This window comes from Ruminococcus sp. D54t1_190329_F1 (assembly GCF_015551645.1).
Classification (GTDB): domain Bacteria; phylum Bacillota; class Clostridia; order Lachnospirales; family Lachnospiraceae; genus Blautia_A; species Blautia_A faecis.
The window spans coordinates 144,865-167,046 of sequence record NZ_JADNDC010000003.1; the positions used below are offsets into that span (position 1 = coordinate 144,865).

16 protein-coding genes and 1 tRNA gene are annotated in these 22,182 nt (G+C 41.7%); 2 read left to right on the forward strand and 15 right to left on the reverse strand.

Annotated features, from left to right (window positions below; genetic code table 11):
• The 5 genes from I2D69_RS02245 to I2D69_RS02265 form a co-directional block, all read right to left on the reverse strand.
• Window positions 1–1,314 (reverse strand): ATP-binding protein, encoded by a 1,314-nt coding sequence (locus I2D69_RS02245; RefSeq protein WP_173736161.1) that lies wholly within the window; start codon window positions 1,312–1,314, stop codon window positions 1–3.
• Between the two features lie 6 nt (window positions 1,315–1,320).
• A complete protein-coding gene (locus I2D69_RS02250; protein ID WP_148463298.1) occupies window positions 1,321–2,727 on the reverse strand; it encodes an MATE family efflux transporter in 1,407 nt (468 codons plus the stop codon).
• Between the two features lie 382 nt (window positions 2,728–3,109).
• Window positions 3,110–3,721 carry a type II secretion system protein gene (locus I2D69_RS02255; protein WP_148463297.1) on the reverse strand — a complete coding sequence of 204 codons (612 nt, stop codon included), beginning with the start codon at window positions 3,719–3,721 and terminating at the stop codon, window positions 3,110–3,112.
• A 29-nt stretch (window positions 3,722–3,750) separates the two neighbouring features.
• Window positions 3,751–8,706 (reverse strand): leucine-rich repeat protein, encoded by a 4,956-nt coding sequence (locus tag I2D69_RS02260; RefSeq protein ID WP_195379325.1) that lies wholly within the window; start codon window positions 8,704–8,706, stop codon window positions 3,751–3,753.
• 167 nt (window positions 8,707–8,873) lie between these two features.
• Entirely contained in the window at window positions 8,874–10,349 is a 1,476-nt protein-coding gene (locus tag I2D69_RS02265; RefSeq protein ID WP_148463463.1) for a nicotinate phosphoribosyltransferase, read from the reverse strand.
• Between the two features lie 326 nt (window positions 10,350–10,675).
• On the opposite strand from I2D69_RS02265, the gene I2D69_RS02270 reads away from it, so the two are divergent.
• A tRNA-Gln gene (locus tag I2D69_RS02270) sits at window positions 10,676–10,747 on the forward strand.
• 471 nt (window positions 10,748–11,218) lie between these two features.
• On the opposite strand, the gene I2D69_RS02275 is transcribed toward I2D69_RS02270, so the two are convergent.
• From I2D69_RS02275 to I2D69_RS02285, 3 genes are all read right to left on the reverse strand, one after another.
• Window positions 11,219–11,536: a type II toxin-antitoxin system RelE/ParE family toxin gene (locus I2D69_RS02275; protein ID WP_173716955.1), complete on the reverse strand. Its 318-nt coding sequence runs from the start codon at window positions 11,534–11,536 to the stop codon at window positions 11,219–11,221.
• A 2-nt stretch (window positions 11,537–11,538) separates the two neighbouring features.
• On the reverse strand, window positions 11,539–11,817 hold the full coding sequence (locus I2D69_RS02280) for a type II toxin-antitoxin system Phd/YefM family antitoxin (RefSeq protein WP_173719200.1): 279 nt from the start codon (window positions 11,815–11,817) through the stop codon (window positions 11,539–11,541).
• Between the two features lie 194 nt (window positions 11,818–12,011).
• On the reverse strand, window positions 12,012–12,299 hold the full coding sequence (locus tag I2D69_RS02285) for a hypothetical protein (RefSeq protein WP_173772743.1): 288 nt from the start codon (window positions 12,297–12,299) through the stop codon (window positions 12,012–12,014).
• Window positions 12,300–12,499: 200 nt separating this feature from the next.
• Between I2D69_RS02285 and I2D69_RS02290 the strand changes: the two genes are divergently transcribed.
• Entirely contained in the window at window positions 12,500–12,994 is a 495-nt protein-coding gene (locus I2D69_RS02290; protein WP_226837848.1) for a transposase, read from the forward strand.
• Between the two features lie 157 nt (window positions 12,995–13,151).
• Here I2D69_RS02290 and I2D69_RS02295 read toward each other — a convergent pair whose 3' ends face one another.
• The 7 genes from I2D69_RS02295 to I2D69_RS02325 form a co-directional block, all read right to left on the reverse strand.
• Window positions 13,152–15,338: a sugar-binding domain-containing protein gene (locus tag I2D69_RS02295; protein ID WP_148463459.1), complete on the reverse strand. Its 2,187-nt coding sequence runs from the start codon at window positions 15,336–15,338 to the stop codon at window positions 13,152–13,154.
• A gap of 14 nt (window positions 15,339–15,352) precedes the next feature.
• Entirely contained in the window at window positions 15,353–16,195 is an 843-nt protein-coding gene (locus I2D69_RS02300) for a carbohydrate ABC transporter permease (protein WP_173772744.1), read from the reverse strand.
• A gap of 12 nt (window positions 16,196–16,207) precedes the next feature.
• Window positions 16,208–17,074, reverse strand: coding sequence for a sugar ABC transporter permease (locus I2D69_RS02305; RefSeq protein ID WP_148463457.1), 867 nt, complete (start codon window positions 17,072–17,074; stop codon window positions 16,208–16,210).
• Between the two features lie 66 nt (window positions 17,075–17,140).
• Window positions 17,141–18,421, reverse strand: coding sequence for an extracellular solute-binding protein (locus I2D69_RS02310; RefSeq protein ID WP_148463456.1), 1,281 nt, complete (start codon window positions 18,419–18,421; stop codon window positions 17,141–17,143).
• A 145-nt stretch (window positions 18,422–18,566) separates the two neighbouring features.
• The gene (locus tag I2D69_RS02315; RefSeq protein ID WP_195379326.1) at window positions 18,567–19,751 is read right to left on the reverse strand and encodes an AraC family transcriptional regulator; all 1,185 of its coding nucleotides are present in this window, start codon (window positions 19,749–19,751) and stop codon (window positions 18,567–18,569) included.
• On the reverse strand, window positions 19,711–20,190 hold the full coding sequence (locus I2D69_RS02320; protein WP_195379327.1) for a response regulator: 480 nt from the start codon (window positions 20,188–20,190) through the stop codon (window positions 19,711–19,713). Before I2D69_RS02320 ends, I2D69_RS02315 begins: the two co-directional genes overlap by 41 nt.
• Window positions 20,168–22,039: a histidine kinase gene (locus I2D69_RS02325; protein ID WP_195379328.1), complete on the reverse strand. Its 1,872-nt coding sequence runs from the start codon at window positions 22,037–22,039 to the stop codon at window positions 20,168–20,170. The genes I2D69_RS02320 and I2D69_RS02325 overlap by 23 nt, the downstream gene beginning before the upstream one ends.
• Between the last annotated feature and the right edge of the window lie 143 nt (window positions 22,040–22,182).

Below are 22,182 nucleotides of genomic sequence, written 5' to 3' on the forward strand. Positions count from 1 at the left end.
TTAATCTTCAACCTCATTTTTCAATATAAAGCTGGCCTGGAACCTGTTGCCGACCGCTTCGAAGCGACTGGCTCCGCCGTGTTTTTCGCAAAGTTTTTTCATGGAAAGAATGCCAATTCCTTCCTGTTTGTTTTGCCGTTTTTTTGAGTAAATTTTCCCATTTTCCTGGAATAATATTCCGTCAAAAGAATTGTCTACCGTAATCAGAAGCATGTCGTGTTTCTTCTCCGTAGCAACTTCAATAAAGCGTTTTCCGTCATACTGACCGGCGGCAGTCACCGCATTATCCAGGGCATTGCCCAGAATCGTACAAAAATCAGTGTCCGGAATAGCAATATCTTTCAGATAGCAGCATACGGAAAACTCGATATTTTTCGCCCTGGCAATACAGCCGTAATGATAAAGGACGCCGTCTGCCGCGGCGTTTCCTGTATATGGAATTGTTACTTTTCCCATCTCTTCCAGTTCCAGATCATCACAATATCCCCGCAAGCCCTCCATATCATTTTTATCAAGAAAACCTTTAATAGCAGCTACCTGATGACGGAAATTATGGCGTGCTTCACGTTCTGCCAGAACCTGCTCCGTGAGCGCATGATAGTAACCTTTCTGCTGATCGATCTGCCGGTTCAGTTCTTTTTCATTTAGAAAATGCTGCTGATCATAAGACACCGCAAAGCAAATCAGCAATGTGGCGACGCCGATCAGACATTTACTCAACATTTGTGGAAAAGTGGTAGTGTAGACATCCACTCCTTCTGAAAAAATACTGGAAAAAAACATGGCAATAGGAATGAACCATAAGGTCTCCCAATAATTTTGGCATTCAATTTCAAGGAATGGTGTTACGGTATAACGGAGCAGGCTGCTAAGCAGCGGATATAGAAGCGCATACACTACAATTGCAATTGCGCTGGTTTCTGCAATTCCAATCGCATTTCCCTGCATTCCCAAAAGTGAACTGACATAAGCTCCGATTGACAGTGCAATCATGACAATATCTGCCACAATTCCAAATACAAACAAATGCACCTTGGTGTATCCAGGGACAAGCCAGATATTTACAGCAGCCATTACAATACAGAAAGCAATAAGATTTATCTTATAAAACGGCACGTCAATTTTCCGGTAATTTCCCACCCACATGCAGATTCCGAAGTCCACAGCCAGACCAATTGCATAGATTACAGTCAGTCTGATCCTGTCTTTATCTGAGATTTTTTCGTGAAACGGAACAATTCGCAGGATCAGAGTGGGGACATGAGCCAGGATACAGAGAAGACTTACAATCGCGATTATAATTGTATTTTCCATATATTTTTACCTCGTTTTAAAGTACTCCATGGGACGGTCCGCCTCTCCGTTTTTCTTCTCCATCCTCTTTAACTCCGGCAATATAGTCAGCAGCATTGTAACGAAACAAAGGCTTCCGCCAATTACATTAGATACCGGCTCTGCCAGGAATACTCCGTGAGTTCCCATTTTAAACACGTAGGGAAGCAGGTATGTCAACGGAACTACAATAAAAACTTTTCTCAAAAGCGAGAAGAAAATGGCCTGTTTTTTCTTATTTAAAGACTTGAAAACAGTCTGTCCAATGTACTGCAGATCCATAAAAATAAAGGCTGCAAAGTAGGTTTTCAGTGCCGGAACTGCATCCTTTATCAAGAGCTTATCGGAGCTGAAAATGGCAATCAGATAATCCGGAACAAAGATAATCACGTTCCACATTACTGCTGTATAAACCAGAACCATTACTGCCAGAGTGACCATTGCCTTGCGGACAAGCTTCGGTCTTTTTGCCCCATAATTATAGCTCAGAATAGGTGATGTTCCTTCATTTATAGCATAAATCGGCGTCTCTACCATCTGACGGACACTGGATACGATAGTCATAACGGATATGTAAACATCCCCTCCGGTGACCCCCAGAACATTGTTGCAGCAGATGGTTACCAGGCTGTTTGTCAGCTGCATAATGAAGCCTGCAGTACCAAGACTGACAATGTTTTTTGCATTCTCTTTGCAGCTTTTCAGCTCTGTTTTTTTCAAAAGCCGAGCTTTCATTTCCGCTCTTTTTTCAAGAAAAAGTAGTACATAAGCAGCTGATAGGAACTGGGAAAGAACAGTCGCAATGGCAGCTCCTTTGATTCCGAAACCAAGCACAAAAATGAATAATGGATCCAGGATCAGATTGGCGACTGCACCAATTGCTACAGAAAGCATGCCAGTTGTCGCGTATCCCTGTGCATTGATAAATGGGTTCATTCCTGTGGCGATCATGGATGGAACCGTTCCGATCAGGTAGATCATCATGTAGGGATATGCATAAACCAAAGCATCCTCAGATGCTCCAAAAAGTACCAGCAGAGGTCTTGCAAAAAGCATACCTGTTATCATCAGAATGATCCCGCTTCCGCACACCATAGTAAAGGAAGTATTCATCACCTCCTGCGCTTTCTGGTTGTCTTTCTTGCCCCTGTTTATGGAAAAAACAGGCGCGCCACCACTGCCGAACAGATTGGCGAAGGCAGTGATAATCACGATTAGCGGGAAACATAAGCCGACTGCGCCAAGCGCCGTAGTTCCCACTTCAGGGATTCTGGCGATATAGATTCTGTCTACAATATTATATAAAAGACTGAGTATCTGCGCCACCAGCATGGGGATTGCAGCGCTGAAAATGTTTCTGGTTACCGTGCCATTTTCAAAATCAATTCGTTTCATTTTGTTTCACAACTTTCTTTTTAATTCATATTTTTATAATACTCTTGTTCTGTCAGTACAAATTGTTCCATTTCTTATGGAAATCTGGTAATCTTCGACATTCAGACAGTCCCCATTTTAGAAGGTTGTTTTTATGCAGAATGGGTTACTGCTGCGTAGGGCATCCTGGCCGGAAAGTGTCTTCTAACTCCAGTTTTCCGGTGCCTTTAAGTGTAAAAACTCCTGTCTCATGATATAATTTCTCCTGAAATTGTTTGAACTTTATAGGTTTATTTTGCACATTACGTGGAAAAATGTCAAGAGAAAAGGGACTATAACAGATGAATGTCACTTCATACGCAGCACGCATCTATTACAGTCCCTTATATATTCTCTTGTTACATTAATTTGATCCGCCTATTGCTTTTTCGATGTTTGAAGATCCAGCTTCTACAACTTCCATACCCGATTTATCCCCTTTAAAGCCACTATAAATACGTGAGTAAAACTGCTCCTTTGCAAACCCGACTTCTATAACAATCCAATCCCAGCCTTTCTCCTTATCGTTTCTGCTTTTAATTTTCAGAGTATCACAATTTAAACCGGCCTCCTTTAATACGGCTTCAACACCAGTATTATACGACTTCCAATTATTGCTTTTTACACCGTTTACTGTAACTCCGGAATTTGCTCCACAATAGATACTTTTTTCATTTAACATATCTGAAGTATATGCGTCTGGCAGTTCACTTGTGCTACGACATATCACAACCCAGACACCACAGCCTGAATTTTCTTGTCCTACAGCTTTCTTTGGAATATCCATTCGTCCTTCATTATATGCATTCGTCAATGCCGACTTAATAATTCGCGCATTTTGCATATCCACTGCCCTGCGTGCTTTTTCCAGCTGTCCATTAAAAATCGGGATTGAAACAGCAACCAATACCGCAATAATTGCAACTACAATCAATAGTTCCGCTAGTGTAAAACCGTTTTTGCTTCGGTATTTCATACAAGACCTCCCCATAACGCAAACAAATATTACATCTTCTTTATTACAATCTTTTTGCTTATGCCTCGTTTTACAAAAACCGTTTTGTAGCTCTTTGCCTTTTTCCTGGGGACGTAGATTTTCATCCTGGATGGAGTGCCTTTGAAGGCATTGGAGCCTACGTATTTGGCTTTCAGGCGGGAGGTGTAGATTCTCATTTCGTTTAACTTCTTGCAGCCATAAAAGCTTTGTTTTCCGATCGCTTTTACTGAGCCGCCGATTTGTACGTAAGAGAGTTTCGTGCACTTATAAAAGGCATAGCTCTTAATCTGGATTACATTGTTTCCTATAATAGCCTTTTTCAGGTATTTATTGCTCTTGAATGCTTTGGAGGCTATTGAGGTTACTTTGTAATTCGCGCCCTTCAGGTTTACGCTGTCTGGAATTGTGACAGTGCTTACCTTTTTCTTTATCGGTTTTATATATTCTACCGTGTCTGTGGCGGTAACTTTATAATATCCGTTTGTCGCTGGATGTTTCACTGTTGTGCCCACTTTATATCCAGTCGGCGCAGGTGTGTTTGTCGGCGTTGCTGTTGGCACCGGCGTGTTTGTCGGCACTGGCGTGTTCGTCGGCACTGGCGTTGCCGTTGGTACTGGCGTGTTTGTCGGCACTGGCGTGTTCGTCGGTACTGGCGTGTTTGTCGGCGTTGCCGTTGGTATTGGTGTGTTCGTCGGTACTTGCGTATTCGTCGGCACTGGCGTGTTTGTCGGTACTGGCGTGTTCGTCGGTACTGGCGTGTTCGTCGGCACTGGCGTGTTTGTCGGCGTTGCCGTTGGTATTGGTGTGTTCGTCGGTACTGGCGTATTCGTCGGCACTGGCGTTGCCGTTGGCACTGGCGTGTTCGTCGGTACTGGCGTGTTTGTCGGCGTTGCCGTTGGTATTGGTGTGTTCGTCGGTACTGGCGTGTTTGTCGGCACTGGCGTGTTTGTCGGCGTTGCCGTTGGTATTGGTGTGTTCGTCGGTACTGGCGTATTCGTCGGCACTGGCGTATTCGTCGGCACTGGCGTGTTCGTCGGCGTTGCCGTTGGTACCGGTGTGTTTGTCGGTACTGGCGTATTCGTCGGCGTTGCCGTTGGCACCGGCGTATTCGTCGGTAAAACAACCAACTTCGGAATTTCCTCTTCGCGTTTGCTCTGGCACACAGTACAGGTATATGTCTTAATTCCTGTACTCGAAATGGTAGCCTCTTTCGTTATAACTCCGGCATCCCAGGTATGCGTATGCTCAGTTTCCCCGGAACCACCCTGCGTTTCATCGTAAAAAACAACTGTAACCGTATATGTTATCTTCGTTACGCCATCTGGCGCTGTCAGAACATACTGTACCGAATTTGTAAAATCATGAGATCTGCCACTGGTAAACTCATCTGCCACCGCTGTTCCTGTACCAGAACCATAATCAATATTCGGTGCCAGCCTGGTAACATTAGTTCCTTTTGGCAACCGCAGCGTAATCTTACGGTTCTCATTATCAATTTCCCCAACAACATCCTCTTTTAACTGGGAATTAAACGCCTTGTTAAGTACAAAACTATAAAATCTTGCCTCATTAGAAGCCGTAACTATAATTTTTATTGTAACTGGCAAAATTGTCTTTGTTCCTGTATCCACAATTTTATACTGTGACTCATAAATTCCCACTGGTGCAGTGACAGTCCCGGAAAAAGTAAAATATTTACTTCCATAAGAGCCTCCGCCAGGAACCGCAAAGACAGTTAAACCAGCCGGTAAATTCTCAGAAACAACCTGAGTTTCATACTTACCACTTCCACCTGTAACAAAGCCTGAATATATCCACTGCTCTTTTCCAGTTCCTGTAACCGCGTACAGCTCAGTATCTGTAATCGCCAATGGTTCTGTTACGCTCATTATTCCAAGCACAGCGATCACGGCACCATATTCTCCCGGCAGCTTATCAGACGCATAAGCAATAAGATCTTTTCCATTATCTGATGACTCTATTATTCTGCCATTATCAACAATTGCCGATGAACCGCTTCCACTTCCAAGCGCCAAATGTATTCCATAAGTATTCAGATCAGCCCCTGTAATAACCGGCGATACTTTTCCATTGCTATATGTAATCTGAAGCTTCACTCCAGTCAGATTGAGTTTATCTCCAGCTACATAATTCAGTTTATCAGGAGCTGCAAGCATAGTCAAAGCTGCTGGTGCATTCGCTGCAACCGTAATCGCCCACGGTATTTTTGCTCCGAAGTAATCAAAAGTAACCTGAGTATCCGAGGTTTTCAGTGGGCCTGTTTTGTCATAGGTAAATCCACTGTAAATATAAGCTGCACGGCCACCAATCGTTGCATACATACTGGCTCTGGATGGATTGAATACATCTCCTTCCACATAAGATTTCTTCGGCTGTCCTGATATTACAATACTGCTGATATCACTGGTTTTCGGCGCGACAACTTCCATTGAATAGACAACCTGTTTTCCCTTATATTCTACATAAACATGAGTAGTTCCTTCAGCAGAACTGTCAAATCCGCTTATCATATCGGCTTTAATCTCAGAATAAGTTGTACCATTTATCAAAAGCCTGCCCCAATACCACGGTTTTTCTCCCACGTAACAGGAAGTCCAGTTGTTTTTTACCTCCAATGAAGTAATCTCCGGATTCTCCACCCGCTCTGGCAAACCATCCTCTGAAATCTTCCAGTCAGTTCCAAACTCCCAACCCACGTAAGATTTGGAATCTTTCATCTGTGCCTCTGTGAGAAGTCCACCTGATCCAATGGAAGCAGCAGTTCCGCCGACAAGATTCCCCTCTCCACTCTTTCCATAACAGTTCATCACATGTCCGCTTAAACCGTAAGAAGAGCTGAGTACATTATCAGCAGCAGTTCCGCACATCTGTCCTACACAGTTGTTTGTCGCAGTTACTGTGATTTTTCCTGCATGAAGGCATTCTTTGAGCACACCGCCCATGCCCCCAAACTTCTGGATTTCTCCCGTAATTCCGCCCACATAGACCGGATATTCGTTTCCGTTTGTCTGGGTAACACGAATCGTACCGGTGCTGACACACTTGCTTATAGTACCAATGTTCAGACCTGCAATTCCACCTACCCAGCTTTTCATAGGAGCCATTATCAAATTAACATTCAGCTTTGATGTGCAGCCAAAAATAATTCCGGCAAGTGCATTTTCACCTGCAATTCCGCCAAATTCCGGATATACAACAGCTCCGTTTCCGCCCATATATCCGCTAATCATTCCTGTCACCATACAGTCTTCAATATTTCCTTCATTGTACTGTGTGATGACGCCCTGCACGTTCTGCATATCATCATCAAAATCTGCAACTACGCGCAGATTCCTGATTTTTCCCTGATTCATGGCTATCAGAGGCTTCTTCAATCCATAGATCGTATGTCCGTTTCCGTCCAGCGTTCCACCAAAATAAGAGATGGTAAAATTAATTCTTCCCTGTGTCTGGATATCTGAGGTCAGCTGATAATATGCGCCCTGATTTTCCTCGATCAAATTCAGATCATCCAGAGAATCAATCTGATAAGGACTGCTGCTTGTACCATTTCCGCCAGCTGGTTTCACAAATGAAGTCCGGCTTCCTATTACACGATAAACAATTCCGCTTTCCCCATCAGATGGGACTGTAAATTTTCCATCCTTCAGTTTCACAAGGATCGCGGAAGCTGCCGGAATGGAATATTTTGAGCCACTGTCTCCGGAAAATACCGGAAATGCAGATGCCTTTTTTGCCGCTATCCGATCGCCTGGAAAACTGTATATACCAGAAGCTTCTCCTGCTGCCACAGCTGTATAAAAATCTGAAAGAAGTGTTTTAAACGGAATTCCTGTTACCTTCTCCAGATAAGCTTCACAGGTAAGGGAGGAAGCATCTACTGTATAAAATCTCGGCAATACAGCCATAGGCTCATAGCTTCCTGCCATACGGTCAATTACGTATCTGACAAACAGGTATGGCATTCCATAGTCCTGGGCAATATCATCGCGATAACTCTTATACATCAAGGAAGAGCCGTTACGAATAGCGGTACTTCCTGCAATTCCGTTCATCCAGCCATTTGTGTCCGTACCGCCCCACAGATAATCCATGACCGTTACTGCAAGACCTTCGTTTATCCACATATATTTCTCGGAGGCATTGAATTTTGTTTTCAACCAGAATACTGCGTGCTGTCCCTCGTGAACCAGCAGACCGTTTCTTCTGGTCATTTCACCGGAGACATAGGATGCTGCCACCGGAGTGTTGATATGGATTGCTGTAATTCCCTCATCATACTGAAACTGACCACTTGCGCCGCTTAAGGTTTCCAGCACAATAGAGAGCTTGCCGGATCCATCTTCCCAGGGAAGATCGCCTCCTGCCAGTGTTTTCAGGATTTGATAGGGCTGTCTGTCATAAATACTCGCCATGTCTGATGCTATGAGAGATGTTTTTCCAGCGGCATCATAATCCGCTTTCATATTTTTGTCCATCCAGATATAACAATGTTCACCAATCCCAATGCATATATAGGTCTTGCCGCTGCCATTGCTTCTGTAAATATATTTTTCTTCTCCTATTGCATAAGTGGTAGTCGCTGCCTGGACGGATATACCATCGTCAGTCTCATCTGCTGATGTAATGGACGAAATAGCGCTTTTTTCATTCAGCGCAGTGACTGAGCGGGTGCTCCCTGCATTCAGCCCGGCCAGGCTTTGAGCTGCGGGAAGCTCACTTCCACTTGAAACTGACGCAGTACTTCCACTGTCATCAAAGATCAGTGTGCCTGTACTCCTCGAATCAGATGTATCCGTATTAATAATCACTGCATACTCCCCAGTAAGTGTTTCCCCGGCCTTTCCCTCTGTCACTGCAGCAAAAACATTTACAACGTCCAGTATTCCCAGAAGCAGAAGACAGATTCCCACACACAGACCAATGGATTTTCTTTTTTTCATACACTCCTCCTGTAAAAAATTTCCTTTCCTACAGTTTACCATTTTTACAGTTTGTACACTATGTTTTTTTCTGCACTTTTCTGATTAATTTCAACAAAAAATGAGGCGAATGTATCGTTTCCGCTGATACATTGCCCCATTTAGACTTACTTTATTTTCTTATTAAATTACTCTTCCTCAAACTCCAGATCCTTACGGCTCATCTCCTCGATCAGCTCTCTCTTCACCTCAAAAAGCTTCGGAGAAAGATCCACATAAACCTTCTGTGGGTTGGAGAATCGTCTGGACTCGTCCCAGAGAGTGCTCTGTTCCTTCTGGCAGATTGCGCGAAGTTCCATTACTGACGGAGACGTATAAACGCGTTTTCCCTCCTTAATAACCGGAACCAGAAGCTCACGCACCTCGTAAGTGCCGCCCAGAATCTTAGTTTTTTTCCAGGTGTCAACCGGGTCAAATACTACCATAGTTTCATCTGGGTTCAGTTTCTCGTCAGCAAGACAGATCAAATCAGCTTTAATCTTGCCTGTGGACTTGCTGTAAATACGATATACTGTCTTATTTCCAGGGTTTGTTACCTTAGCTGTATTCTCCGAAAGCTTGATCTTCGGAACAAATTCACCTGTCTCAGGATTTTTCACTGCTGCCAGCTTGTATACACCGCCAAAGGCCGGGTTATCATTGGCTGTAATAAGTCTTGTTCCAACGCCCCAGGAATTAATCTTGGCATCCTGTGCTTTCAGGCTCTCGATGAGATACTCATCAAGGTCACTGGAAGCGGAAATGGTAGCGTCATCAAATCCGGCTGCAGCCAGCATCTTATATGCTTCCTTGGAAAGATAAGCAAGGTCACCGCTATCGATACGGATACCATATTTTTTCAGCTCAATGCCTTCCTCCCGCATTTCCTCAAATACACGGATTGCATTGGGAACACCAGATTTCAGCACGTCGTAAGTGTCTACCAGAAGGATACATGCATCTGGGTACATTCTTGCGTATGTCTTGAATGCAGTGTATTCATCCGGGAAGCTCATGATCCAGGAATGTGCATGGGTTCCAAGCACTGGCACGTCAAACATCTGACCAGTAAGCACACAGGATGTTCCGACACAACCACCGATCACAGCCGCACGGGCTCCAAAAATACCAGCATCCGGTCCCTGGGCACGGCGAAGACCGAACTCCATGATTCCGTCACCTTTCGCCGCATAGCAGACACGTGCTGCCTTAGTAGCGATCAGGCTCTGATGGTTCATAATGTTCAAAATCGCAGTTTCCACAAGCTGAGCTTCCATAATCGGTGCTACCACTTTCACCATTGGCTCTCTTGGGAAAATAACAGTGCCTTCCGGGATGGCATAAATGTCTCCGGTAAAATGGAAAGAGCGAAGATATTCCAGAAAATCTTCCTCAAAAATAGAAAGACCGCGAAGATATTCAATGTCTGCGTCTGTAAATCTCAGATTCTCAATATATTCAATTACCTGCTCCAGTCCTGCACAGATAGCAAAACCGCCTCCGCATGGGTTATCACGGTAAAACATGTCGAATACGACAGTCTGGTCAGTTGGGTTCTTAAAATACCCCTGCATCATGGTAAGTTCATAGAGATCCGTGAGCAGAGTCAGGTTATTTGCTCTCATGTTTATTCTCCTTATTAATGAGGCCAGTCTGAGACTCAATTACCTGAATAATTTTAAACAGGCTCCAGACAGGCTGTTTAATTATAAAAATTTTATACGGCAGCCGCCTATGCGATTCCGTATATTTTGCTTGATTATAACACATTCATCCCGAAATGCACAGGGAAAAGGCACTTGAAATCTTAATTTTTTCCAGTAAAATCAAGGCTTTGCACGAATTGAATAAATTTTTTTAAAAAATTTGAAAAAAGGGGGTTGACTTTTATATGGGTGTTGATATATAATACAACATGTCGCAAGCGAGAAAACAACTTGCTAAAGCGCATAGGGCTATCGCCAAATGGTAAGGCAACGGACTCTGACTCCGTCATTTCAAGGTTCGAATCCTTGTAGCCCTGCTAAGTGGAGCACCTCGGATGAGGTGCTTTTTTCGTATTATGAAATTTCCGGAAGCCGCGTATTTACTGGCTTTGCGGGACTTTTAAAATTTTTTCTGAAACGCTTTTTCGTGGCTCTGAAAGGCGATTTTTTCCTTATTTGGCTTACTGATTTTTACTACATTTTCGGTGGTTTTCAGATGTGATAGGTCAATTTGGGATCGATTATAGGTCAATTTAAAATGACGTTGCTGCCAAAAGGTGCTGAAAACAGGAAAAATGAAGAAAATCGGCTAAAAATCGACAAAATTCTACTTTTTCTACCTTTTGCACAAAAAATTATGTTTACTTTTGTGATATTTTCGCCTCATAATCAAGACAGTTTCCACGCTTCAAGTGCACAAATCCATTTTAGTACTCCCACCGCTTATTCTTCTGTCCGAAGGCGAACCTTAATTGACTTACTTGGTCAGTTATATTTCGGCGTTTGCCTCACAGCCCTCGGATAATGTTCAAATAATCCTGTCTCTGGTCTACGACAGCATATATAATAACTTCCTTTCGGGCTTCATTAACTTTATAAAATACAAGGTCTTTTTCAAGAATCAATACCTTATAGCCCTGACGCTTTAATACCAGGTATCTTGGATCAATTCCAAGATCTGGATTTTCTCCCAGCTGTCGTATACGATCTTCTATTTCGTCTAACTTTTTCAATGCCACATCATTGCCGAAATTTTGTGCAATATATAATACAATCTTTCGCAGACCAGCATCTGCGGTATCAGTACGAACAACATTGTATTTCAAACTCAGCCCTCCTGCAGCATAGCACGTAAATCATCAAAGGTTTCACTGATCGGCGCAACACGACCATTCTTTACATCGTCTTCAGCTTCAGCAAGGACTTCAAGCAATTCGATTCTTGATTTCATATTCTTATACTCTTCATAGGACAAAGACACCGTATCACCTCTTCCATTTACAGTTATGATAACAGCTTCTTTTCCCTCACGGCACTGCTTTGAGATTTCATTATAATGATTTCTTAAATCCGCCGATGGTCTGATAGTTTCCTGCATAGCAAACATAATACGCACCTCCTGTTGTTATATATGAAAATTATATCATTTAATGTCTATACTTTCAACTTCTTAGTCAATTCCATTCATAAATTTTAGAATTCTTCATTTGTTCTAGCACCCCAAAAGGGGATGTCGATTAATACCTCATTTCGACATCCCCAGTAGTAATTGAACATAACTTCTCTTGATCTGTAATTAACTTAACTAATCGTATAGCCTTTCACATTCCTTAACAAGCAATTGTCTAGTTCCTCCTCGAACTCTTTGTCTGCCTTACTATTTTTCCTCTTTTCCAATATATCTATTATCTCTTTAACTTCAATTTCATCTCCATTTTTAAGATGCACTTCTGCATCTTCTTCCAATCCAGAAATATCAATACATTCTATTTCGTAATACTCCCCATTATACACAGCCTGAAAATTTGCCTCTTCTGTGTCATCTTCTATTAGATCACCTATTCCTTGTTCATCCAAATCTCTTTGCAAATCCGCAGTCTCTTTATTATCTTTGTACCATTCCGCAGCTTCCCTTGTTTCAAATGGATTGTTTCGTTCCTTTGATGGAGCACTTCAAACAAACTTATGGATTCTATCCCAAATATCCTGTGGCAGATGCTGGATATGGCTCATACAACAATTATATTTTCTGTGAACAGAACGGAATTGAAAAGTACATGAAATTTCCAATGTTTAAAAAGGAAACTAAAGATGAGAAATATCATGAAGATCCATTTCGTGCAGTTAACTTCAGAATTGATGAGCAAGGTGTCATGAGATGTCCTAACGATAAAGCATTCCATTTTTTATACAGAAAAAATGTGAGGGGAAATCAATACGGACGTAAGGAAGAATTGTATGAATGCGAAGACTGTAGTGGATGTCCATATGCAGAGAAATGTAAGAAGACAGATAAGAATCGAACCGTTCGGATCAATCAGGAATTAACTTCCATGCATCAGGAAGTAATCGAAAACCTAGAAAGTATCCACGGTGCATTATTACGAATGAACCGTTCGATACAAGCAGAAGGCACTTTCGGAATTATGAAAAACGACCGTTGGTACAAGAGAATTGTCCGAAGAGGTATTCATTCAGTCAAACTGGAAGTTTTACTTGTGGCGATAGGCCACAATCTATATAAATATCAGAAAAAAAAGATGAGAAACAGAACTGCCGCATAGATTCAAAAAAAGAATTTCTATGGGGTAGGGGAAGTGCGCTTTCTTTGCGCATGATTTCAATCATTTATACACAACAGGTACAAAAAGGGAGATGCGAAAAAACTCAATCGAGTTTTTTCACATCCCCTTTTTCCCTATACCACGTTACGTTCCATCATTACGCCCAGTAAATTCTGCATCCAGTTTCATGGCTCATATGAACCGGATGGCCAGGTGTATGCTCTGGCATATAAAATACATCATGGTATTCGTTTCTGGCCAGAAGCTTTCCATCCTGCTCTATCCACAGTGCAACATTATAGACGTTTCCACTGTGAATCGTTCCGTCAAAATCCCAGAGCTTTGTGAGAGAATCCTCTGCTATGACAATGCTTTTCACATCCTCAGCTACTACTTTGCCTGTTTCGTCAGTAATGCTGTAGCCTACCTGGCAGGTTCCAAGCGGATAACTGTAATCGTTTACTGCATAAATTGCATCCAGCTTGTCTTTAAATTTTAAAAATATTCCAATTGGCATATTGCTTTCCAGCACAGCCTGCAGACCCTTTTTCGGAAGCCCCCAGTAATCATAAATTCCGTAAAATGTTTGCGGACACATATCATTAAATAAGAACTGTACATAGCCTGCGTTTGGTTTATACTTCTGCATACGGTAATGTTCAATAAAATATTTCAGTAAATAATATTGATACTGTCCGATTGAATCCAAATTTTCCAGTATTGGCTGTAAACGGCGGTAAACGGGTGGCATTTTTTTCAGGTTATCGATACATGGCGGTGCATCAAAGCCGAACTCTGTATTCATTTTTTCTGTTGTTCCATAGATATCACTGTAATGCCCCTCTGCACCGTCCAGTGAACCGGTATAGTTATGACTGTCTCCGCTGTCTGGATCATTTACGCAGAAGGAACCTTTAATGACCGGACGACTTGGATCATGCTCGCATACTGCTGCAAACAGCTTTGGACCTGGGCTTACCTTCATTGCATCACAGTCAGCCCGATCCATATCCGGAGTTGGATTTAATGTAAGATTACCTGGTTCATTCATGCAGATCCAGCAAAACAGAGAAGGATGTTTTTTTAGCATATCGACAGTTTCCAGGTAAATATGGATAAAACGGTCTGCAAATGCTTCGTCCACCGGATGCATCCAGTTATATTCAGAATCATGCATAATTCCAAGGCCAAGTTCATCACATAGCTCATAGAAAACTGGAAGGTCTACGTGTACGTGTACACGAAGCATATTAAAGCCGCTGTTTTTTATTTGCAGCAAGTCTCTGCGATAACGTTCTTCGTTCATTGCAGAAACATATGCATCTGGAAAATAGGCTGTTCCTCTCATGTAGAAATCTTTTCCATTTAAAATAAATTTTGTCATTTCCGGTGTGCGATGCATCTCAATTTTCCGGAAACCAGTTGTCTCCTCGTAAGATTCCATTACTGAGCCATCTTTTGCACAGAGAGCAACTTTTACCCGGTAGACAAAAGGCGTTCCTTTATCCCATGTATTCCAGAGACGGACATGAGAGAGTATTCCATCCAGGCTGGCAACGGTCGGTTCAGGGTCATTGCATGACTGTGTGCCGACCAGATCCTCATTCTTTAAAAAGACTACTGCTCCGGTAAAGCAGTCTGTAATACTCCACTTCAAAGACGCAGTTTCCAGATTCTTTATCTTAACTTTCAAATGCAGACTGGCATTCTCCAGCGTATCATCCAGCTGATAAGAAAATTCCGGGTTTTCTGCAAAGCCAGCTCCCTTTTGTATTTTCAGGCTGACGCTTCCATAAATGCCGACCGGATTTACATCTCTTTGAATGAACGTGTCAGAATGCTCATAAGTACCTTTTACCATATTTCGGTAGATTAAAAAGGTACGCCGTTCCTGTCGGTTTGCTGCAACCTCGTCATCCCATGGTGACCAGACTTTTACGATCAGTCGGTTCTTTCCGTTTCTCTGTACTGCCTCGTCTAGTGAAAAAGAAAATGGAGCTGAATATCCTTCATGACTACCAAGGTATACACCATTCAGCCAAACTTTGCAGTAATAATCCACATTTGTAAAACAAAGTTCTATATGTTCTTCTGCTCCAAGTGCCAGTTCAAACTCTTTTTTATACCACCATGGGGCATCATTAAAATATCGCAGTTCTCTTCCCCAGTACGGATGCTCCGAAAAAAGGAGCTGTAGGTGCTTTAATTCTGGCAGTGGCTCCCATTCTGAAATTTGTGGCCCCTGCAGTGTCATAAAATCCTCACGTTCTGGCAGGCCAAGCTGCTCACACGTATCATGTACATCCTGTAAAATATTCCAGTTCTTTGATAAATCCAGTTTCATATATCCTCCTGTATTCAGCTCTTGACAGCACCTGCTGCCATGCCCTCCATTACCTGTTTATTTAAAAAGAAATATACTATAATTGTCGGAAGAATTGCAATTACGATTGCTGAAAAGGTAGCACCCCAGTCTCTGCGTCCCATTTCACCAACAAAAGCGTTTAGTCCGATTGGAAGAGTTTTCATCTCGTCTTTTGTCATAAACGTATTTGCATAAGTAAACTCATTCCAGATTGACACAAAATTATAAATAATCACTGTGACAGTGGAATTTTTTGCCATTGGAAATACTATCTGCCTGAAAATCCTAAAATTACCTGCTCCGTCAATTGCTCCCGCCTCCAGCAGTTCATTCGGTATGTATTTCATGAATCCAACATACAGGAAAATACACATTGGCAGACTGAAGCCTATCTGTGGCAGAATAACGGCAGCATAGGTATTACGCAATCCCAACGTATTATAAGTCTGGAACATTGGAATCAGACATGAAAATGTGGGAATCATCATGCCAAGTAAAAAAAAGGTTAATACCTTTTCGCTCTGTTTGAAGCGAATTTTGCTGATCGCATAGGCCGCCGGTGCACTTAGTACTACGATACCAAACAGTGTACATATAGCTACAACCACACTGTTAAGAAAATAGCGCACGAGACTGGACTGCGTAAACGCTTTGATATAATTTCCAAGATAAAAGCTACCAGGAAGCGCATATGGCGCAGAACCGGCAATTTCCTCTGGTGTTTTTAAGCTCGCTGTAAGAACCCAAAATACGGGGTAACTTTGCAGCACTACAAAAAAGATAATGAAGATTAGAAATATTATTTTTATTTTCTTACCTGCCTGTAACGTTTCCATCTAATCCCCCCATCAATCACTGAATTTTTTCTGAATCAGTTTAACGATTCCTACGGCTATTAATGATTCAATCAAAATAAATACCGCAAGCGTACTTCCATAGCCGAAGTTTGACATACTGAATGCCGTTTTATACATATAGGTTGCCACAAGTTCTGTTGCATTACCAGGACCACCTCCGGTCAGGATGTAAGATACATCAAATCCCTTCAGACAGCCGTTTACAAGAATGACCAGAACCACAAAAAACATATTTTTAATTGCCGGAAGTTTGACAAAGAAATATGCCTGTATCCAGTTGCATCCATCAATATACGCAGCCTCTATGGTGTCTTTGGAAACATTCATCAGTGCGGCATAAAAAATAACCATATATAATCCACAGAATTTGTATCCATCAATCAGAGTCACCCATGTTAGTGCATATTTAAAATCAGATAAAAAAGCTATTGGTTTGAGATGCATCAGCTTCATCAGTGCCGGTATTACACCGAGTGGCTGAACTGACAGCAGTTTTTCAAAGATCTTGCAGACCGCCATAGATGAAATAATACAGGGAATGAAGTACAATACCCGGAATAGATTGGACCCCTTTTTAATTCCGGAAAGAAGGGTAGCCATTAAAAGTCCCATAAACATCTGAAAGACTGTGCCGAGCAACAGGAAAAACATATTATTCAAAAAAGCAGTTCGCAAATTTTTATCTGACAGCATTCGGCTGTAATTTTTCAAGCCTGCAAATGTTTTTTCTCCGATTCCATTCCAGTCCATAAAGCTGTAGCCAATAGTTTGAAGCATTGGGAAAAGAACAATCGACACATAAACCACAAGTGCGGGCAATAAAAAAAGCCATGGTTCTATTTTTCTTTTTGGCTTCATATTTGTCTTCCTTTCTGATATCCAGGGCTTTTGATTTTCAAAAGCCCCGAATGCTGTTTCTCTGTCTTATTTCTGATTTTTTACATATTCATCCATATTTGCAGCCCACTCTTCAGGAGTTTCCTGACCAAGTGCAAGGATGACGGTCTCTTTTTCCAGCGGCTCTACAAGTGCAGAATCAATAACTACATCCCAGCATTTTGCATACTCCTTCACATTGGACACATCCTCAATGATCTGCTGATATACCTTTGGAAGACTCTGCATTGTTTCTTCATCTGGCATTACGGATGGAAGCTGATTGTAAGAAAGACTTGCATCTGCATAATGTTCAAGAAGGTATTTCATCCACGCTTTCATCTCGTCATCCACAGCATCGGTGCGAATCGCAGTTCCAATACCGGAGTTTGCAAAGAAGTCGGTTGCTGTTGTCACATCTGCATCTGAATATGTTGGCATAGTGAAGTATCCAATATTATCTTTAATGTTTTCGTCCTCACCAATCATATCTGCCTGATCAAGTGCCCATGTACCATTATACATAATTGCTGCCTGTCCGGAAGCAAAGAGATCAATCATTGTATCGTAATCTGCACTGCTCCAGCCTTCCTGGAAGTACTGTGCAATATCCTGAATAAACTGTGCTCCTTTCAGTCCTGCTTCTTCACCAAAAGATCCTTCTCCGGATACTGCATTTTCAATATATTCATTTCCTGTCAGTCGGAATGGAACCTGTGCAAAGTAGCGGAGGATTGGCCAGTCACCACCCATTGCAATCGGAATAATTTCCTGATCCTGTAACAGCTTGCAATCTGCAAGTAACTCATCAAATGTTTTTGGAGTTTCCGTAATTCCAGCCTGCTCAAACAGATCTTTGTTGTAGAAGAAATATTCGGTGTTGCACTGCAGCGTCATCAGATTCAGACTGCCATCTGAAAGTCTTGCGTATTCCTTCGAGATTGGGAAAATCTGGTCATACATTCCAAGCTCTTTGTACAAATCTTCAAAGGAATAGGCTTTTCCGTCTGCAACAATATCTGCGAACCAGGTATCCGGATCGGAGTCAAACCACTCAGGCAATTCATCGCTTGCTGCCAGAATTTTCAGTTTCTGCAGATATGCAGTACGATCTGAAATATTCTCAATTTCAAAATTAAAGTCCAGATCAGGATTCTCTTCCTGGTACTGCTTGGCAATATCCTGTATTGCCAAAATTGCTGATTCAGATGCACTTCTGGATGACAGCCAGTTAATATTCAGTTCACGTTCTGCTGCATTTACTGTTACTCCAAATATAGAAGATGCCATGGCAGCTGTTAATGCTGCGATAAGTATTCTTTTTTTCATTACGATTTCTCCCTTTTAATTTAATTTTTTGTTCCTGAATATACTTCAAACCGGTTTAATTTTTTTCTGGAACTCTTTGTTGTCTTAATTATAATAAAATACGAATCTCTCCGGAATGGAGAAAATTCGTATTATTGGTAAAATCTTAAGTTGTCTTTAGATAGTTGCTGCTCACATTCTGATACTGTTTCGGTGATACACCGAAATATTTTTTGAAGCACTTACTGAAGTAACTGACATCGAAAAATCCGACTCTTTGAGCTACTTCTGTCACATTGTAATTCGTTCTTTGGAAAAGCCTGCCGGCCATTTCCATTCGTGTCTGTAAAATATATGCTCCAATCGTTGTATCTGTTTGTTTCTTAAAAAGAAAGCACATATACTGAAGATTGACATCCAGTGCATCCGCAATCTGCTCAAGGCACAATTCATCATCCTGATAATGTGCCTTGATGTATTCCTTTGTTCTTCTCACAATGGCAGAATTGCTGCTATTCTTTGAAAGATGTACCTGCTGTAAAATCTGTTCTCCATAGCGAATGAGTTCCGTCTGAATTTCTGAGACAGAACTGATTTCTATATAATCACTGGAAAAAAGCTTGCTGTTTTTTTCAACCGTTTCTGTCACTCCGTATTCCATAGCGAAATCCAGCAACGCAGACGACACCTGGTTGATCTGCAGCAAAAACTGTTCCCGAGATGGCTGGAGCAATGCAAGAGAGTCTGCAAATGTCCGCAGCATTTCTTTTACTAGGCTCCTCTGATTTTGTCGCATAGCAGCAACCAGCCGTTGGATAAAATCATCATTTTGCAGCAGATAGCCGTTTTCCTGCTGCTCTTCAGTGGCATCCTCTACGTAAAAAACGCCGGAATGTTCATAAAAACACCGTTTTCGTTCCAACGCAAACGCTTCAATATAGGAGTCATAAAGCTGATTGGCTTCTGTATAAAATCCTCCAATTACAGCAGTGGTTCCAAGATCGCCCTCCGGGTCACATACCTCAATCGTTTTTTTCAGCAGCGACCGAATCCACTCTGCATCATAAGGTGATTCACATATTCCTACAAGAAGGCAGAGCGATTTCTGGAAATTAATGTAACTGATGCAGCAGTTTTTTTCTCCAAGTAGTTCACAAAACACATTTTCTACCGTAAAGTAGTAAAGCTCATAATCTGTTTTTTTCCAGTTGCCCGGTAAATGATTAACCCGGTAAAGTATGGCGACATGGCGCTTGGCATCCAGTCGATAGCCCACCTCAGAAGCAAGCTTCTGCATTCCCTCCTGATCCTTATCTTTTCTTACAAACTGTGATGCTGCAAAATGTCTCATATAATTTTGATAGTTTCGCTTTTTTTTTATCCAGCACCTCCAGATTTTGATCCTTTTTCACTTCCTGATCGATTCGTTCACTGGTTTGCCTGAGACTCTTATGCAGACTCTCGACTGTCACAGGCTTCAGCAGAAAATCCTGTACTCCCATCTGAATGGCTTTCTGCGCATACTCAAACTTGTCATAACCGGAAATGATAATAAAGCGGGTCTGAAGTGCTTGTTTCTGTATATATGAAATTACATCAAAGCCTGTCATCTGTGGCATACTGATGTCGATCAAAATAATTTCCGGATGATACTGTTCAATCAGCTCGATACCAAGCTTTCCGTTTCCGGCGTCACCTACCACAGTAAATTCATCCTTAAAGCTCCTGACATATTTTATTAACGCCTGTCTGAAAAAATACTCATCATCAATAATAACGATTTTCTTCATATTGCTTTCTCCCCGCTGTTTCTTGGTCTCTTTCCAGTATAGACGATGCTGTTTCGTCTAAATGTTCCAGTTTCGGAATCCGTAATATCACGATTGTCCCTTTCCCTGGTTCACTTTCCAAGCGGATGCCGTATTCGGTTCCATATAAAAGTCGCACACGCCTGTTGATGCTGAATAATCCGAAAGAACCCTTTTCCTCTCCACGGGCTTCGTCAAGATTCTTATTCAGCTGACGGAGTTTTTCCGGTTCAATTCCGTTTCCATCATCCTTTACGGTAATTACAACAGTATCCGCTGCATTTTTTATGCTCAGTGAGACGAAACACATACGACCATCTGATGCTGTTCCGTGAACAATCGCATTCTCCAGAATCGGTTGCAGAGTCAATTTTGGAATTACGTACTGTTCCGTTCCCTTTTCACATACGATTTCGTAATCAAAATACTCCATGTGGCGTAATTTTTCAATGTATAAATACTGTTTTACCATATCAATTTCTGTAGCAATGGTTATAATATTGGATCCCTTGCTTAACGAATGGCGATAGAATCTGGCAAGTGTAGAAATTGCTTCGCCTGCCTCATCATAAATACCAAGATCTATCATAGATTTGATCATTTCAAGCGTATTGTACAGAAAATGAGGTTTAATCTGCTCCTGTATCAACCGAAACTGATAGTCATTTTTTTCACGTTCTTCTTCATAAATGGTTTGTAAAAGCTGTTGTGTCTGTTCGGCAAATGTATTATACCCACGGTATAAAATCTGTATTTCTTCGGAAGTTCCAGGCACTTCTACCGGTGCATAGGCTTCTTTTACTACATTCTTCATGACCTCACTCAGATCCAGGATTGGCCCAGATATGGCTCTGGCATTCCACCAGGATAAAAGTGCAAAAAACAGAATCACCAGTAAATTACAGATAAAAAAGATCCTTGCAAACAAATGCTGTTCTTTCATCAGCTCATCCATTGGAATCACATGAATGAGCTTCCAGTCTGGCAGTGACATTTGTGTTGAGCAATAGACAACATTTTCCTTGGTTAAATAGTCCTGTGTTTCCAGATTCTCTACATCCCTCTTGGAAAAGGGAAAGGCTTCCCGTATGGTTTTTCCTGTGTAATTCAGGTCCGATGCAAGTAAAATAGTATTTTCCTGATCCGTTATGTAAAACGTAACCTCGCTGTTATTTGGCCTGTAGTTTACAAATGGCGAGGCTATAGTTGATGCTTCGATGAAAAACATAAGGTATCCATAAGTTTCTCTTGTATTTAAATCAACAATCGGCTTTGATATCAAAAAAACATATTTTCCGTTTTCCTTTAATGTTTCTCTTGCAGGCAAATAAAAATAAGGACCTGTTATCATCGCCTGTCTTGCATTTTGATGCTGTTTCATTATCTGTTCTTTATCAAACGAATCCAGTTCCGACAGATTATATCCGCCAGCCTGAAAAAAACTTCCGTCTTTCGCCATAATATCCCACATTGCAATATTAGGGCTCAGGGCAATAATGGCATTAATAATGGTATTGATTTTTTTGCGGACAGCATATTGTTCTGCTTCAGATCCCGGCAGTGTTGGATACGTTCGGGCGATACGGATAATTTCATCATTGATCGATGCTGATATGCTGAAATTGATGACGTGCTGTAGTGTACTTTCCAGATTATCTGTGATAGAAGCAAGCTCTCGCCTGGTACTGCTTACTGCAAGCTGCGAAAAATATTTTTGTGAAGAAAACTGAAACACCCCCATAATGAGCAACATAATTCCTAAAAAACATCCAACAAAAGAGAAAAAAATCCGGTTTCTCAATTTTGCAAACCATTTTTGTACTTTTGTCATAATTTCCTCCATTTTCATGATCTGTACTGCTTTTCTTAATTTTTATTATAACCAGTTTATATCTGTTTCTCAATCAATAATTTCCCACAAACTAGGGTGTGTTTGGAAAATGCTTTCTGCAAGATGTGCGTCACAGCTTGTGG

Bases quoted from the DNA above. Each gene is read 5' to 3' on its own strand.
- I2D69_RS02280 (WP_173719200.1), bottom strand. From the start codon at position 11,817: ATGTTTGCTATGCAGGAAACTATCAGACCATCGGCGGATTTAAGAAAT.
- I2D69_RS02260 (WP_195379325.1), bottom strand. From the start codon at position 8,706: ATGAAAAAAAGAAAATCCATTGGTCTGTGTGTGGGAATCTGTCTTCTG.
- I2D69_RS02315 (WP_195379326.1), bottom strand. From the start codon at position 19,751: ATGAGACATTTTGCAGCATCACAGTTTGTAAGAAAAGATAAGGATCAG.
- I2D69_RS02265 (WP_148463463.1), bottom strand. From the start codon at position 10,349: ATGAGAGCAAATAACCTGACTCTGCTCACGGATCTCTATGAACTTACC.
- I2D69_RS02320 (WP_195379327.1), bottom strand. From the start codon at position 20,190: ATGAAGAAAATCGTTATTATTGATGATGAGTATTTTTTCAGACAGGCG.
- I2D69_RS02305 (WP_148463457.1), bottom strand. From the start codon at position 17,074: ATGAAGCCAAAAAGAAAAATAGAACCATGGCTTTTTTTATTGCCCGCA.
- I2D69_RS02295 (WP_148463459.1), bottom strand. From the start codon at position 15,338: ATGAAACTGGATTTATCAAAGAACTGGAATATTTTACAGGATGTACAT.
- I2D69_RS02250 (WP_148463298.1), bottom strand. From the start codon at position 2,727: ATGAAACGAATTGATTTTGAAAATGGCACGGTAACCAGAAACATTTTC.
- I2D69_RS02325 (WP_195379328.1), bottom strand. From the start codon at position 22,039: ATGACAAAAGTACAAAAATGGTTTGCAAAATTGAGAAACCGGATTTTT.
- I2D69_RS02310 (WP_148463456.1), bottom strand. From the start codon at position 18,421: ATGAAAAAAAGAATACTTATCGCAGCATTAACAGCTGCCATGGCATCT.
- I2D69_RS02300 (WP_173772744.1), bottom strand. From the start codon at position 16,195: ATGGAAACGTTACAGGCAGGTAAGAAAATAAAAATAATATTTCTAATC.
- I2D69_RS02245 (WP_173736161.1), bottom strand. From the start codon at position 1,314: ATGGAAAATACAATTATAATCGCGATTGTAAGTCTTCTCTGTATCCTG.
- I2D69_RS02290 (WP_226837848.1), top strand. From the start codon at position 12,500: ATGTTTAAAAAGGAAACTAAAGATGAGAAATATCATGAAGATCCATTT.
- I2D69_RS02255 (WP_148463297.1), bottom strand. From the start codon at position 3,721: ATGAAATACCGAAGCAAAAACGGTTTTACACTAGCGGAACTATTGATT.